The organism is Flagellimonas sp. 2504JD4-2, from assembly GCF_053642935.1.
In genome coordinates, this window is the sequence record NZ_JBSIOV010000001.1 from 478,192 (window position 1) to 492,978 (window position 14,787).

A 14,787-nucleotide genomic window follows, 5' to 3' on the forward strand; every position below is an offset into this window, starting at 1 on the left:
TTGTATAAACTTCAGGATGCGAAAAATTGCAATTTTTTGCACTTCATTTACATTTTATTCACGACTCGAAAGTCCTCCGAGTCTAGATTTGTCCAAAAACAGGACAATGAAAAAAATCATCATCTTATTGGTAAGCATCAGCACTATTTCACTAGCGCAAGGACAAGGTAGTATAAAAATCGACACTGAAAAAAGTGTGATCAAATGGAAAGGCTCGAACCTCTTTAAATTTAACCAGCATTACGGAACCGTAAAGTTCTTAAGTGGGGAGATGTCCATGAACGGACCAACCATATCCGGAGGAAAATTTGTTGCTGATATGAACAGCATCACAAATACGGATGGTAAATACAATGAAATGTTGGTTTCCCATCTTAAGCATCAGGATTTTTTCCATGTTGAAAAATATCCAACAGCCAAATTGGAGATTCACCAAGTAAAACTGGGGAACAATGGGCAGATGGAAGTTGATGCTTTGTTAACCATCAAAGGAATTTCCAGAACCATAAAGTTCAACTCCACTATGGAAAAAGGGTCCAAAGAAACTTTGCTTACATCAAAATTTATAATTGATAGAACACGATGGGGGATTAGCTACGAATCCAAAGGAATAGTCGGGAGCGTCAAAGACGATATCATTTCCGATGCCATTGAATTTGAGGTAATCTTGGTTTTTCGATTTCAAGGATGTTGATTTAAAAGGTTGAAAACATGAAAAAACACCTTTCCCTCGTTTTAACGAGTCTTTTAATTTTTTGTGTTTCCTGGAAGTCAGAACCAAATAAAACAACACTCTGGACCGTAGCTTGGAGCCCTAATGGAAAGTACATTGCTACAGGGGGAAACCAAGATGAACTAAAGATTTTTGACACTAAGGCTTTTGAGCTCATAAAGACTTTTCCGGTTAACGGAGTGCAACTAAGTAGACTAAAATGGCATCCAACCAAAAATGTTCTGGCGGTAATTACCCAAGGGAGGACCTTCAAAGCAAAGATTTTGGATATCCAAACAGAAAAATGGACAGAATTGCAAGAGTTGCGGTCAAGCTTTCGAGCTTTAGATTGGAATTACACGGGAGAACTCCTTGCTGTTTCTGAGCTTGAAAAAGCAGTATCTATTTATACTATTGATGGTGCTCAAATTAGCAGATTTACGGCTGACCCCAAAGGAGTTGCAGGATTGGATTGGCATCCAACTAAAAATATTATGGTCACAGTGGGAGACCAAATAGGAATCTATACCCAACATGGAGATACTATCAATTCGTTCAAATCTAGAGTTGAAGAGACTCTTTTGCTATGCGTAAAATGGCATAAATCTGGTGATTTTTTTGCAGTTGGAGATTATGGGGAACTCAAGAATAAAGTAAATGCCAAGGATAAACTTGTCCAGTTTTGGAATGTAGAAGGGGAAAATCTTTTTGAAGCAGAACTTAGGGAGGTTGAGTACAGAAATATTAGATGGAGCCCAAATGGCGCAAAATTAGCTAGTGCCAGCGATGCTTTGCGGATATGGTCCCCGGAGGGAAAACTTATAACAGCATCTGAATCAACGAAAGATTATTTATGGGGAGTGGATTGGAGTCCAGATGGAAAGTTTATAGTGACATCAAGTAAGGAGGGGAAAGTTGTTTTGTGGGATGAAAATGCAATTCCCCTTAGGACAATTGAAGAATAAAAAACCCAAACTCCTATTGGAATTTGGGTTTTGGTATTTATTTAAGCTTGGTTCTATCCCTTAACGGTAGCGGAAAGATACTCCCGGTTCATTCGAGCAATATTTTCCAATGAAATACCTTTTGGACATTCGATTTCGCAAGCACCGGTATTGGTACAGTTTCCAAAACCTTCCAAGTCCATTTGGCGTACCATGTTCTGTACACGGTCTGCTGCCTCTACCTGACCTTGCGGCAACAAGGCGAATTGAGAAACTTTTGCTGAGGTGAATAGCATGGCACTGGCATTTTTACAAGCTGCGACGCAAGCTCCACACCCAATGCAGGTTGCAGCATCCATGGAAGCGTCAGCATCATCCTTGTTAATTGGAATGGCATTGGCATCCACTGTATTCCCGGAAGTGTTTACCGAGATATAACCACCAGCCTGTTGAATACGGTCAAAAGAGCTTCTATCCACGATCAAATCCTTGATAACGGGAAACGCTTTGGCTCTAAAAGGTTCAATGACAATGGTATCACCGTCGCTGAACTTTCGCATATGCAATTGGCAAGTGGTTACCAATCTATCTGGGCCATGAGGCTCTCCATTGATTTGAAGCGAGCACGTTCCGCAAATACCTTCCCTACAATCGTGGTCAAATTCTACTGGCTCTTCTCCTTTGGAAATCAGCTCCTCGTTTAAAATGTCGAGCATTTCCAAAAAAGACATATCTCCTTCAACACCATCGAGGGTATAGTCTACCATCTGCCCTTTTGAAGAAGCGTCTTTTTGACGCCATATTTTTAATGTTAGCTTCATAACTTTTATTTGTAAGAACGTGTCTTTAATTCAATGTTTTCGTAAACCAAATCCTCTTTGTGCAATTCAGCATCTTTAGGCTCGCCCTTAAACTCCCAAGCAGCTACGTACTTAAAGTTTTTGTCATCACGAAGTGCTTCACCCTCTTCCGTCTGGTATTCCTCGCGGAAGTGACCTCCACAGGATTCGTTTCTAAGAAGTGCATCTTTGGCGAATAGTTCACCCAATTCCAAGAAATCGGCAACCCTTCCGGCTTTCTCCAATTCTTGGTTTTTGGAATCGATATTTCCAGGAATTTTTACATTTTCCCAGAAGTCTTTTCGCAATTCGGCAATCTCTTTGATGGCTTCTTGCAGTTCCTTCTCGTTTCTGGACATTCCACACTTGTTCCACATGATCTTGCCCAGCTTCTTATGGTAATGGTCCACGGAATGGATTCCCGTACCCGACATCAATTTTTCCATGCGATCACGAACTCCTTTTTCTGCTGTTTCAAATTCCTCAGAATCGGTTGAGATCGCACCAGTTCGAATATCATCGGAGAGGTAATCTCCAATGGTATACGGCAAAACAAAATATCCATCTGCCAAACCTTGCATCAAGGCCGAAGCGCCCAAGCGGTTGGCTCCATGGTCACTAAAATTGGCTTCACCGGCGCAATAGCAACCTGGAATTGTGGTTTGTAGGTTATAATCTACCCAAAGGCCTCCCATGGTGTAGTGTACCGCAGGGTAGATCATCATTGGAGTCTTATACGGATTTTCATCCACGATTTTTTCGTACATCTGGAAAAGGTTTCCATATTTGGCTTCGATGACCTCTTCACCTAATTTGGTAATGGTTCCCTTGTCTGGATCTTTGATACCGGATGTCAATGCTTTTTCTTTTCCGTAACGTTCAATGGCCGAGGCAAAATCCAAATAAACGGCTTCTCCAGTTTTGTTTACACCAAAGCCAGCATCACATCGCTCCTTTGCAGCTCTAGAAGCTACATCTCGAGGAACCAGGTTTCCAAATGCCGGATATCTTCTTTCCAAATAGTAATCACGTTCTTCTTCGCCAAGCTGTGTGGGTTTCAATTTCCCTTCACGGATGGCAACCGCATCTTCTTTTCGTTTGGGAACCCAAATACGACCATCGTTACGTAACGATTCGGACATCAAGGTCAACTTGGATTGATGTTCTCCTGAAACGGGAATACAGGTCGGATGGATTTGGGTATAACATGGATTGGCAAAGAATGCTCCCTTACGGTGCGCTCTCCAAGCTGCCATTACGTTACTTCCCATTGCATTTGTGGAAAGGAAGAAAACATTTCCATATCCTCCAGTGGCCAAAACCACAGCATGGGCTCCGTGTCTTTGAATTTCTCCGGTGACCAAATCCCTCGCGATGATTCCACGCGCTTTCCCATCAACCAAAACCAAATCCATCATTTCATGACGGTTATAAGCTTGGATTTTTCCACGGTTTATTTGACGGTTCATAGCGGCATAGGCACCCAACAACAATTGTTGTCCGGTCTGCCCCTTGGCATAAAAAGTTCTGGAAACCAAAACCCCTCCGAAGGAACGGTTGTCCAAAAGCCCACCATATTCACGGGCAAAAGGAACTCCTTGGGCCACACATTGGTCAATGATGTTTGCAGATTCTTCGGCTAGACGATATACATTGGCCTCCCTAGATCTATAGTCACCACCTTTGATGGTGTCATAGAACAAACGGTAAGGACTATCGCCATCTCCTTGATAATTTTTAGCAGCATTGATTCCCCCTTGTGCTGCAATCGAGTGTGCACGACGCGGAGAATCCTGATAACAAAATGTTTTTACATTATAACCCAACTCGGCCAAAGTTGCAGCCGCAGCTCCACCCGCCAAACCGGTTCCAACCACAATAACATCAATGTTTCGCTTGTTGGCCGGATTAACCAGGTCAATATCATTTTTATGTTTGGTCCATTTATCGGCCAAAGGACCGGATGGAATTTTAGAATCCAATATGCCCATAATTAATGTGTTATTGGGTTAAGATGGTGATACAATGCGATAAAGGCAAAACCTAAAGGAATAACCACCGAAAAGATTTTTGTAAACGTTTTTATGGCCGGGGTGTATTTGTTGTTCACTCCCATACTCTGTAGCGAAGAGGCAAAGCCGTGCCATAAATGGAGAGCTAAAAGAACAAAAGAAACCACATATAGAATCGTACGCCAAAAAGGTTCAAACTTGACAACCGTTTCTTCATGGTACCGTGTTGGATTTTCTGGTAGGACCTCTACATATTTATAGGCCATTTCATGCACCCAGAAATCATAGAAGTGAAGTACCAAAAATGCAAGTACCACCAAACCAGAATAAATCATATTTCTAGATACCCAGGGTGCGTTGGCGCCTCCTTTATATTTTACATAGTTGATTCCTCTCGCCTTTTTGTTCTGGATTTCCAGAACAAATCCCATAACAAAATGTACGATGACACCGGCAATCAGAATGGGTTGCAAAATAAACTGAACCAGTCCGTTGTATCCCATAAAATGGGACCATGAATTAAAAATTTCAGGATCAATTACCGAGGTGATGTTGATTACAAAATGTTGTGTAAGAAAAACAACCAAAAAAAGACCCGAAAGTGCCATCACTACTTTACGGGCTATCGAAGATTTTATCAATCCACTCATTAGCGTTGGTTTTATGTGCAAATTTATGGTACGGCCCAGTTTTTAACAAACATTAAACCTTGTAAAACAGGTTATTTAGATTGATTTTAAGCTGTTTGGTTTTTTTGGGGCCGAATACGCGCAAAGGTTTTTATTTACTTTGTAAACTTGGTCGATTTTATCTTTTAAAATTTCAATTATCAATCCAAAATCTGGGAATTTTACCGATATTAAGGTCGTTTTCCTAAATAAACCGAACTACGTGGACATTGCCATCCTATCCGTAAGTCTTAATGTGCATTCTACAAAAAGAATTGTGGAGGAAGCGCAGAACGCCGGACACTATGTGGAACTTATAGATCATACCAAATGCTCTGTGAAGTTGGGCGAGGGGAAACCTCAAATTTATTTGGGTGAGGAAAATGTGACCGATGAATTTGATGCCATTATTCCCAGAATCGGGGCAAAGGTGACACGCCATGGTGCTGCCATTGTGAAGCAGTTTGAGATGAATAACATCTTTAGTACGGCCAGGTCTTTGGGAATTACAAGGGCAAGAAACAAGGTGCGGACACTGCAGATAATGGCCCGAAAAGGTATTCCGATTCCGGAAACGGTCTTTTCCATCAACCCAGATAATATCAGTGAGCAAATAAAGCTATTGGGCGGGCCGCCAGTAATCATTAAACTGCAGGAAGGAACCCATGGAAGTGGGGTGATTCTGGCCGAAACCCACAAATCTGCAAAGTCCATTATAGATACCCTCTATAAAATGGACACAAGTATTTTGCTTCAAAAATATATAGAGGAAGCCAATGGAGAGGATATCCGGATTATTGTGGTGGGGAACAAAGTCGTAGCCAGTATGAAACGGATCAGTGATTTGGATGATTTTAGATCCAATGTGCACCGCGGTGCCAGCACCGTGGCCATAAAACCAACAGCTAAAGAGCAGTTTATTGCTTTGAATGCAACAAAATATTTAGGTTTAGGCGTGGCAGGTGTGGATTTAATGCGCTCCCGAAAAGGTCCTGTTTTGATAGAGGTAAATGCTTCTCCAGGACTTCAAGGTATAGAGGCTGCTTCGGGAGTTAATGTGGCCAAGCACATTATACAATTTGTTGAAAAGAATGGGCGCAGAAGAAGAAAATAAGATTATAACCATAAATGGCGAGTCCATTTCACCTGGGCAAAATAGTTTGGTCCGAATTGGAATTTCAAGATTACCAACAGGCACACTCATTGATATTCCGGTGCATGTGTTTAATGGAAAAAAAGCAGGCCCAACCGTTTTGGTGCAAGCTGGATTGCACGGGGATGAGGTCAACGGGGTGGAAACTTTGAGGCGGATGCTCCAAGAGCATGCGTTCAGCATTAAAAGAGGTGCTGTGATCGTTGTTCCGATCCTCAATATTTTTGGATTTATTCATTTTTCGAGGGATGTGCCCGATGGAAAGGATGTCAACCGAAGTTTTCCAGGAACTAGAACAGGTTCCTTGGCAAGCAGAATTGCGCATACATACACTTCTGAAATTTTACCTCAAGTCGATTTTGGTATCGACCTGCATACAGGTGGAAGTCAACGGCATAATTTTCCGCAGGTTCGATATTCGGCCGAGGATACTAAAAGCAAGGAATTGGCAGAAATTTTCAATGCACCATTTTATTTTGCTTCAAGACAAATCAATGGTTCATTCAGAAAAACAACCTTTAAAATGGGAATTCCAACCATCGTTTTTGAGGCTGGTGAAAGCATGCGGTTTGATGAGAAATCAATCCAAAAAGGTATTGAGGGCATCCAAAGGGTATTGGTTGGATTGGGAATGTTGGCCAAAAAAGGAGTATCAAAGCAAAAAGCCTCAATCCATCTGAATTACACCCGGTGGATTCGGGCTCCACGGGCAGGAATGTTTGTCCCCGAAGTAAAAAATGGAGACAAGGTTGCCAAAGCACAGACCTTGGGATTGGTGACGGATACCGACGCCAAGAAGAATAAGAGGATAAAGGCACCTTTTGATGGCTATGTCTTTTGTATCAATAACCAAGCGGTGGTCAACCAAGGTGACGCCCTTTTCCATATAGGAAGTATAAACAACAAATAAAAACCAATGAAATGAGCATAAACAAGTTTGATCGCTACCTTAGCCTAAATGATTAAAGTTTTTATGCGAATTACTGAATGTGCGGAAATTTTGGTTTCTTCATTTTCGGCAAACCACAAATTTCAAACAAATGAAAAAATCAATCCTTTTTGTAGGAACGCTGCTTGTCACCGCTTCCTTATTTTTTGCTCACGGATGCAAATCCAAAGCGCACAAAGCAATATCACTTTTTGAAGAAAATAGCGATGCATGGTTCATCGATGGAGATTCAAAATGGGAATTTGTGAACAATGAACTTATCGGAGTGGCCGATAGCACCTCGGGCTTCGTGATTACCCATGGCAGATACAGCAATTTTGAATTGAGCTTGGAGTTTCAACCTGATAGTACAATCAATTCAGGAGTGTTTGTACAATGCGCAAGACCGGAAATGTCGGCAGAGGATTGTCATGAGCTCAACATTTGGGATTTGCACCCAAATCAAGATTTTAGAACCGGGGCCATAGTGACCAAGGTAAAACCCTATGAGATTGTGGAGACCTTGAACAAATGGAACACTTACAAGGCGGTTACGGAAAATGGAAATATAAAAGTCTATGTAAACGATGTCCTGACATCCAGTATTGACAAGGACACCCTAGTTGAAGGGCATATTGGACTTCAGGCCATGGGGAATGGAAGGATAAAGTTCCGGAATATTAAGCTTAAAGAAATGAGGGATTAAAACAAAGGAGCAGGAATGCCTGCTCCTTATATCTTTAGATCTCCAACACCAACTTTACCGTCTTTTTTTGCCTTTCTTTTTTTAGAAACACCCTCAGGTTTTTTACTGAATTTGAATTTTTGTTATACCTAACCGAGTAAATACTTTTTTCAAAAGACCATCCAGGATATTGGATTGCGATTTTACGACTTACGGTTGGTGGAATTTTAATATTGACATACCGTTCTATGCTGCTGATAAGATTTCCTTTGCTATCGTATCTAGCAAAGACTGAACCATTGCTTTCGTTGAAAACAACCTTATATGTTGATGGCTCGTCCGCTGAATATTCCTCCAACTGGGTGATGTCAAAATCAATTACCTTTTGCTGTAAAGCCGATAGTTGGTCAGATTGTCCATCATGCGATGCCTTTAAAAGGTAATCACTTTTAGGATTTGAAAATGTTGATAGGTGTGCAGGCATCTCGGACTCGAGATTTTGCGCCAACAATTCACCTTCTTGTGCTTTGACTTCTGTTGCCAATAAAACGAACATTGCGGAAACCAATATGTTTCCCATTAAATTTTTGATTCCTTTTGATTTAAACGTTTCCATGATTTTGCTATTTGATTTCAATGCAAAATTGGAGCAACAAGCTTGCTTTGGATTTTCCTAAAAGTTCAAACTCTTTGTTCTAAAGGTCATGCCTAAATTTATAGGGATAAAAAGTAAAATTAAGTGAGTGAAGACCGGAATTGAAGCGGAGGTTGGTCATACTTTTCCTTGAATGCTGTGTTGAAATGTGAAGGATTTTTGAATCCGCTTTCGTAACAGATTTCATTGATGCTCAAAGAAGATTCATGCAATAGGGTTTTAGCATATTCAAGGCGTTTGTTTTTGATCCAACTGCCCGGGGTTTGAGAAAAATGGTTTTTGAAATCCCTTTTGAATGTAGAAAGACTTCGACCGCACAACCGAGCAAATTCCTCCATGCTCAAATCGTACCTGAAGTTTTTTAGCATGGTATATTCCATATCGGTCTTTTCTGTGTTGCGCAGCGAATACAGATATTCGGCCAACCTGCGGTTCTTTGGATTCAACAGAATATTGAACAAAAGCTCGCGGAATTTTATTTCAATCAAACTTTTTGGAATCTCACCTGCCTGTTTAAAGTAATTAAAGATGCTATGGATTAAAGCTTCAAAGGAATCGTTTACATCAATTTCGAAGATTTGATCATAAACTTTCGGTTGGGAATTAAGCTTTAATGAAGGATATTCTTGAAAGAAATTGTTTATGAATTGGTCATTGACAAAAAAGAGCATCACACAATAATCCACCTCAAAGTGTTGACGCGTGGTATAGACGCCTTTTCGAACAAAAAGAGCATCCCCACCTTGAATTTCGAAAGTTTGATCAGGAGAAAACCAGTCTTTTCTGCCACTGATCACATAGTTGATGATATGGGAATCCGAGAACAACTGGAAATTTTCTACATCGATGGGACATTTGTATTCAACAAAGAGATAATCGTCACCCACTAGCTTATTATACCGTGGGTGCCTCCTGAAGTATTGTTGAATGTCTACTATCATATCTTAAAATTAGTGATTTAAAACTGATAGTAATTCTCAAATAAATTAAGCTATAAATAGCTTAACCACCACTTTTCCCTATGGTTGGTCTTATAATCATTGTACCAGCTGCAGAGGGGATATAGGGCAATTGTCAAAACAATCCATATAAGATAGACCACCCAAAGTTGGAAACCATATCCCTGTAATTGAGGTTGCAAGGTTATCCAGAGGTCGATGACCATATCAGAAAAACTGAAACCGGTAAGCATGGCAGCAATAACCCCAAAGAAATGAATCACATACAGGTGAACTATGTAAAAGAACATGGGGACACGACCAATGACCACCACTTTTTCGGTAAGGGAGTTTTGCCAGTTTTCAGCAAAAGCCAAAAAAACCAAAGATGGCCCCAAAGTAATCAGCAAATAAAGTAGGGAAGGTGGATACTTGGCAACATTAAAAAACGATGCGATGGTCATTCCCATAGAATCTTGCTCGGACCAAGGAACCAGGTCTCCATACACGTTGATCGCTCGAAGAACAAAAAATAACAAGGTCATTCCCAATCCCATTTGCAACAATCGCTTGATTCTTAGTTTTGGGTTAACTGAGGATGTATAGAGTTGGCCAAAGTAATAGCCGAGCGGCATTACAAATATCCAAGGAATCATGGGATAGCCAACGAAAACCTGAAAGCTTCCAAAATCTACCAAATTAAACACATGCAAGAAAGTCCAAATACCAGAAGTCAAAGGGTCAGAAGGAGCTATGGCATCAAGCAAATTATGCCCGAAAATAGCAACTAGACATAGTCCAATCATAAATTTTTTGGGTAAATGGATAAATCCAGCCAAAAAGATCATGCTGATACCCAATACCCAAATTACCTGTAATACGATAGAGGAGTAATCCAATTTGAACATCCAGGCTAATTTGATGATGGTAAGCTCGGCAATCACCAGCCAGATGCCCCGTTTCAACAACCAAATTGACAATGACTTTTTGTCCCTGCGCTGACCAACAAAAAATGCCGAAGTTCCGGCCAAAAAAACAAATACCGGGGCGCAAAAATGGGTCACAAAACGCGTCCAAAAAAGGGCCACATTGGTTTTGGTCATATCCGCCGGGTCAAAAAAATAGGCGTCAAAATGAAAATAATCGCGGACATGATCTAAGGCCATTATAATCATGACCAGTCCACGTAGCATGTCAATGGATTTGATACGGTTTCTTCTCTTGGTTTGCATTAGATTGAGAATTCGGTTGGTTGTATATATGGTCCTTCATATGGACTGGGGGAAGTCCAATGCAGCGGTCAACTTTTATAGGCTAAAAGTATAAAGAAACAGGTGTAACAATATTACGGATTCTTGCGCTTTTATTTTGGATAGCCATAAACTTCGATCCAATCGACTCTGGAACAGGCATCAGAATTACCACCTATCATCATATCTGTCCAACCGATGGCTTCCACTTTGGTCAAATCTGGATTTTCCACCGGTTTTGTTTCCGCAATCAGTTCCATGTCCAACGCCTTCCATTTGATATCTGAAATATTGAACTCCCGAATTCTCCAATCGGTAGATGGTCCATCATAAACATCACTTACCAACCACGTTCCATCTGCCAGTTTAAGAACAATGCGAAGTTGGCGGAAGCCAGATTGTTTGGACCGCCATTTGATTTTTCCAAATTTGGAGAGATCTACATATTTTGAACGATGCTTTAAAGTGACTGCCCAAGTACTTCTGCACAATCCAGACCAAACATAATAAGGGTCGTCTTTGGGCGTGTCGTGATGACTTTTTTTGAGTTGGTCCGAATCTTCCCCGTACAATTCAATCACCACATCAGCATTGCTAATGTGCTTTTGGCTGACCGGGATTTCAGCCGGAGTTTCCTTAAAATCTTCGCGGAAGAAAAGTTGAGGTCGTTCTTGTGCAAAGAGCGAACATTGAATAAACAGAAAAGCCCAAAAGAAGTATCTCATGTATTCAAATTTTATGTTTCTAGATCAAATTCATTTGTAAAACATTACTTTTCCATATTGCTCAATTGAATCCCCAAAGCCTTGGTTGAAAGTTGCACTTCTATCAATGAAAGTATCAAAGAAATCATCAGAAAAACCAGACTAATCCCAAAAATCACATTGGCCCAGATCATAAGCTCCACATAAATGAGAAACATGGTCACAGCGGCCAGCAAGAAGCTGATTATGGCAGTGGCTTGCATATTTTTGATAATGCCCAATCTTTTGCGAAGGGAATCGATTTGTTTTTTTAACGGAGAAGCTTCCGTCTCTTCAAATTGTTTATGCAATTGGCGAATTAAGCCAGCAATCGCCAAATACCTGGCATTATAGGCCAGCATGGTCAATGAGATTGCCGGAAAAAGGAGTGCGGGAATACTAAGGTTAAGGTCCACTATTCTATCTTAAATTCAGTTTTTTCGGTTTTTCCATTTGCGGAAATCTCGACCACATAATTGCCTTTGGGCAAATAGGTTTTTCCGTTTTTGGCCTCGTCCAACTTCATTTTGTTCTTTTTAAGGAAGTTGCTTTTTCCCTTTTTGGAAAAGGCCAGATCATAGGACAGAATATTCAATCCCTTATCGGCCTCTATTTCTGTGGAACTAACTTCGGTTCCATTTAAGGTCATCACTTTGGCGGTGCAAGGTCCGGCCGCCGAACAATAAAAGTTGACATCCAATCCTGGAGTGTTGGGTTTTGACCAAGTATATGATGCATTGCCCCAATTCTTGGAATGTTTAATGTTTTCAGCAACAAAAACTACCAGGTCCTTCGATAGCACATCCGAATGCATTTGCTGAAGGGTTGAAATATCCGCTTTGTAAATACTTCGGCCATGTGTGCCCACCAATAAATGTTTTGCTTCGGGTTGAATTACCAAATCATGGATGGCGACATTAGGGATTCCGTTCTGGAACAGTTCCCAAGATTGTCCACGGTTGAAGCTTACATAGAGGCCGTTGTCCGTTCCTGCAAATATCAAATCTTCATTTTCTGGATCTTCGACCAAAGCATTGACGGGAGAGGCTGGGATATTGCCCGAAATATTCTTCCAGTTTTTACCGTAATCCTCGCTTACATAGATATAAGGAGTAAAATCATCCCAACGATAACCGTTCAGGGCGACGTAGACTCTTTCCTTGGCATGCTTGGAAGCTGCCACTTCGCTTACCCATAGATCCTTTGGAAAGGAATTGGAGATTTTTTCCCAACTACCACTTGCGTTTTTTGAAACATGAACCAAACCGTCGTCGCTTCCGGTATAGACCAAACCGAATTTAAAAGGCGATTCCGAGATGGAAGTAAGGGTGCCGTAAGCTACATTTCCTTTTTTGCCCCCCTGGGTCAAATCATTGGAAATTGCTTCCCAATCATCCCCCTGATTTAAGGAACGGTGCAATTTGTTACCTCCCAAATACAGGATGTCCTGGTTATGTTGGGATAGCAAAATGGGAGTTTGCCAATTGAATCGGTATGGTGATTCGCCCAATTCATGTTTGGGTTGAATGTATTCTTGGCTTCCTTCGCCTAGATTCAAGCGGTAATAATTTCCGAATTGAAAACCGGTATAAACGATATCCGAATTTCTATTGTCAATCTGTACTTGCATACCATCTCCGCCCATGATCATCTTCCAAGGATTTTTCCCGGACTGGTGCCATAGTCTGTCTTCCTCGCTATTATGGGCTCCCTTCCATACCCCATTGTCCTGCAAGCCGCCATACACATTATACGGTTTTTCATGGTCAATGTTTATGGCGTAGAACTGGCCCACGGTCGGGGAATTGTTCTTCATCCAATTGTCGCCATCGTCATAGGTAATATTGACTCCACCATCATTTCCATTGATAAGATGACCGGGTTTTTTGGGATTTATCCAAAGCGCATGATGATCCGCATGCACATTTTCTTTGTTGATAGAAGTATAAGTATTTCCGCCATCTTCCGATTTGATCAAGGGAACCCCGGCCAGATAAATATGGTCTTTGTTGTTGGGGTCAACCCGGATCTGTGCAAAATAATAGCCATAGCTATAAAAGAGATCATCGATATAATCCTTGTTCATTTTGGTCCATGAGGAACCGGCATTGTCACTGCGATACACTTCCGCTCCGATTACCGGGGTGTCGAACAAAAGCGAATTTGCATTTTCCAAATACTTGGCCAAATCAATAGGTTTTACCGCCCCACTTCGAACCATTTGTTTTACGTTCTCAGCACGATATTTTTCTTGAAATCCATTGGTCTTAAGGTAATCGTTCAACTTTTTATCTACCAAAGCAAGAAAGGTCTCGGTGTTCATAGATTTGAAATCGTCCTTAGTGAGACCATCCTTTTTCTTATCCGATGTTTTGTCTCGTCTAAACTGACTGTCGTGCACGGCATAAACGGTGTTGTCATCAAAGACAGCCAATCCTATTCTTCCAACACCATCTCCTGTGGGGAAACCACTTCCTTCCGTAGTGCTCAACGTCCAGCTGATGCCCCCATCAACACTCTTGTATATCCCCGAGGCGGCACCATTGCCGGAAAAGTTCCACGCCTTTCTATCTTTTTCCCATGCTGCAGCATACTGTATATTGAAGTTGTTGGGTGAGTGGGCAACATCAATTATTCCTGTAGCATCGTTTACAAAAAGGGTCCTTGTCCATGTATTACCGCCATCCATGGTTTTGTAGATACCTCTTTCCGGGTTTGGGGAATACAAATGTCCCGTGACGCCTACAACCACATCATTCGGGTTGTTCGGGTTGATTAAGATTCGACCAATATGGTGGGAATCATGCAAGCCCATATTTTGCCATGTTTTTCCTCCATCGGTAGATTTTAGAATTCCAATTCCGGCATAGGACGAACGGGAAGAATTATTTTCTCCGGTTCCCACCCAGATAGTTCGTGTTTTCCAATCCACAGCAATATCCCCAATATTTTGGGTATTTGAGCTGTCCAGAATAGGTTCAAATGAAATCCCATTGGAGGTTGTATGCCATAAGCCCCCGGATGCATAGGCTGCGTAAAATTCAGTCGGATCATCTGGGTTGACTTCCAAATCCACGATACGTCCACTCATCACTGAGGGACCAATATTTTTTATGGGAATGTTTTTGACCAATGAGGTCTCGGCCATTTCGTTCTTTTGAACCAGGGCCTGCATTGCTTTATCAGCGGAGGTTGATGTTTGTTGGGCAATTGTACTTTGGAAAAGTAAAATGAGGCTGAAAAATAAAAATTTCTTCATG

The 14,787-nt window shown here is 41.3% G+C and carries 14 protein-coding genes; 5 read left to right on the plus strand and 9 right to left on the minus strand.

Translation table 11 applies throughout. The features are described from left to right. Positions 1 to 106 precede the first annotated feature (106 nt). Positions 107 to 694 (plus strand): YceI family protein, encoded by a 588-nt coding sequence (locus ACULLH_RS02225; protein ID WP_454087095.1) that lies wholly within the window; start codon positions 107 to 109, stop codon positions 692 to 694. Positions 695 to 711: 17 nt separating this feature from the next. Beyond that, positions 712 to 1,677 carry a WD40 repeat domain-containing protein gene (locus tag ACULLH_RS02230; RefSeq protein WP_454087096.1) on the plus strand — a complete coding sequence of 322 codons (966 nt, stop codon included), beginning with the start codon at positions 712 to 714 and terminating at the stop codon, positions 1,675 to 1,677. A gap of 53 nt (positions 1,678 to 1,730) precedes the next feature. Here the strand turns inward: ACULLH_RS02230 and ACULLH_RS02235 are convergent, their stop codons facing one another. The 3 genes from ACULLH_RS02235 to ACULLH_RS02245 are packed head-to-tail and all read right to left on the minus strand — an operon-like array spanning position 1,731 to position 5,157. Next, on the minus strand, positions 1,731 to 2,477 hold the full coding sequence (locus ACULLH_RS02235) for a succinate dehydrogenase/fumarate reductase iron-sulfur subunit (protein ID WP_454087097.1): 747 nt from the start codon (positions 2,475 to 2,477) through the stop codon (positions 1,731 to 1,733). A gap of 5 nt (positions 2,478 to 2,482) precedes the next feature. Continuing rightward, the gene (locus tag ACULLH_RS02240; protein WP_454087098.1) at positions 2,483 to 4,486 is read right to left on the minus strand and encodes a fumarate reductase/succinate dehydrogenase flavoprotein subunit; all 2,004 of its coding nucleotides are present in this window, start codon (positions 4,484 to 4,486) and stop codon (positions 2,483 to 2,485) included. Positions 4,487 to 4,488: 2 nt separating this feature from the next. Next, positions 4,489 to 5,157, minus strand: coding sequence for a succinate dehydrogenase cytochrome b subunit (locus ACULLH_RS02245; protein ID WP_454087099.1), 669 nt, complete (start codon positions 5,155 to 5,157; stop codon positions 4,489 to 4,491). Positions 5,158 to 5,398: 241 nt separating this feature from the next. Here ACULLH_RS02245 and ACULLH_RS02250 point away from each other — a divergent pair, with 241 nt between their 5' ends. The 3 genes from ACULLH_RS02250 to ACULLH_RS02260 all read left to right on the plus strand — a co-directional run bounded on the left by ACULLH_RS02250 (position 5,399) and on the right by ACULLH_RS02260 (position 7,962). Continuing rightward, positions 5,399 to 6,289: a RimK family alpha-L-glutamate ligase gene (locus ACULLH_RS02250; RefSeq protein ID WP_454087100.1), complete on the plus strand. Its 891-nt coding sequence runs from the start codon at positions 5,399 to 5,401 to the stop codon at positions 6,287 to 6,289. Then, positions 6,267 to 7,238 (plus strand): succinylglutamate desuccinylase/aspartoacylase family protein, encoded by a 972-nt coding sequence (locus ACULLH_RS02255; protein ID WP_454087101.1) that lies wholly within the window; start codon positions 6,267 to 6,269, stop codon positions 7,236 to 7,238. Before ACULLH_RS02250 ends, ACULLH_RS02255 begins: the two co-directional genes overlap by 23 nt. Before the next feature lie 130 nt (positions 7,239 to 7,368). Next, entirely contained in the window at positions 7,369 to 7,962 is a 594-nt protein-coding gene (locus tag ACULLH_RS02260; RefSeq protein WP_454087102.1) for a 3-keto-disaccharide hydrolase, read from the plus strand. 34 nt (positions 7,963 to 7,996) lie between these two features. Here ACULLH_RS02260 and ACULLH_RS02265 read toward each other — a convergent pair whose 3' ends face one another. The 6 genes from ACULLH_RS02265 to ACULLH_RS02290 all read right to left on the minus strand — a co-directional run bounded on the left by ACULLH_RS02265 (position 7,997) and on the right by ACULLH_RS02290 (position 14,786). Beyond that, positions 7,997 to 8,557 carry a hypothetical protein gene (locus ACULLH_RS02265; RefSeq protein WP_454087103.1) on the minus strand — a complete coding sequence of 187 codons (561 nt, stop codon included), beginning with the start codon at positions 8,555 to 8,557 and terminating at the stop codon, positions 7,997 to 7,999. Between the two features lie 119 nt (positions 8,558 to 8,676). Next, on the minus strand, positions 8,677 to 9,537 hold the full coding sequence (locus ACULLH_RS02270; protein ID WP_454087104.1) for an AraC family transcriptional regulator: 861 nt from the start codon (positions 9,535 to 9,537) through the stop codon (positions 8,677 to 8,679). A gap of 50 nt (positions 9,538 to 9,587) precedes the next feature. Beyond that, positions 9,588 to 10,766: a DUF1624 domain-containing protein gene (locus tag ACULLH_RS02275; RefSeq protein ID WP_454087105.1), complete on the minus strand. Its 1,179-nt coding sequence runs from the start codon at positions 10,764 to 10,766 to the stop codon at positions 9,588 to 9,590. A 131-nt stretch (positions 10,767 to 10,897) separates the two neighbouring features. After that, positions 10,898 to 11,509 carry a hypothetical protein gene (locus ACULLH_RS02280; protein ID WP_454087106.1) on the minus strand — a complete coding sequence of 204 codons (612 nt, stop codon included), beginning with the start codon at positions 11,507 to 11,509 and terminating at the stop codon, positions 10,898 to 10,900. Positions 11,510 to 11,553: 44 nt separating this feature from the next. Further along, positions 11,554 to 11,943 carry a DUF2721 domain-containing protein gene (locus ACULLH_RS02285; protein ID WP_454087107.1) on the minus strand — a complete coding sequence of 130 codons (390 nt, stop codon included), beginning with the start codon at positions 11,941 to 11,943 and terminating at the stop codon, positions 11,554 to 11,556. Next, positions 11,943 to 14,786, minus strand: coding sequence for a VPS10 domain-containing protein (locus ACULLH_RS02290; protein WP_454087108.1), 2,844 nt, complete (start codon positions 14,784 to 14,786; stop codon positions 11,943 to 11,945). The genes ACULLH_RS02285 and ACULLH_RS02290 overlap by 1 nt, the downstream gene beginning before the upstream one ends. Position 14,787 lies beyond the last annotated feature (1 nt).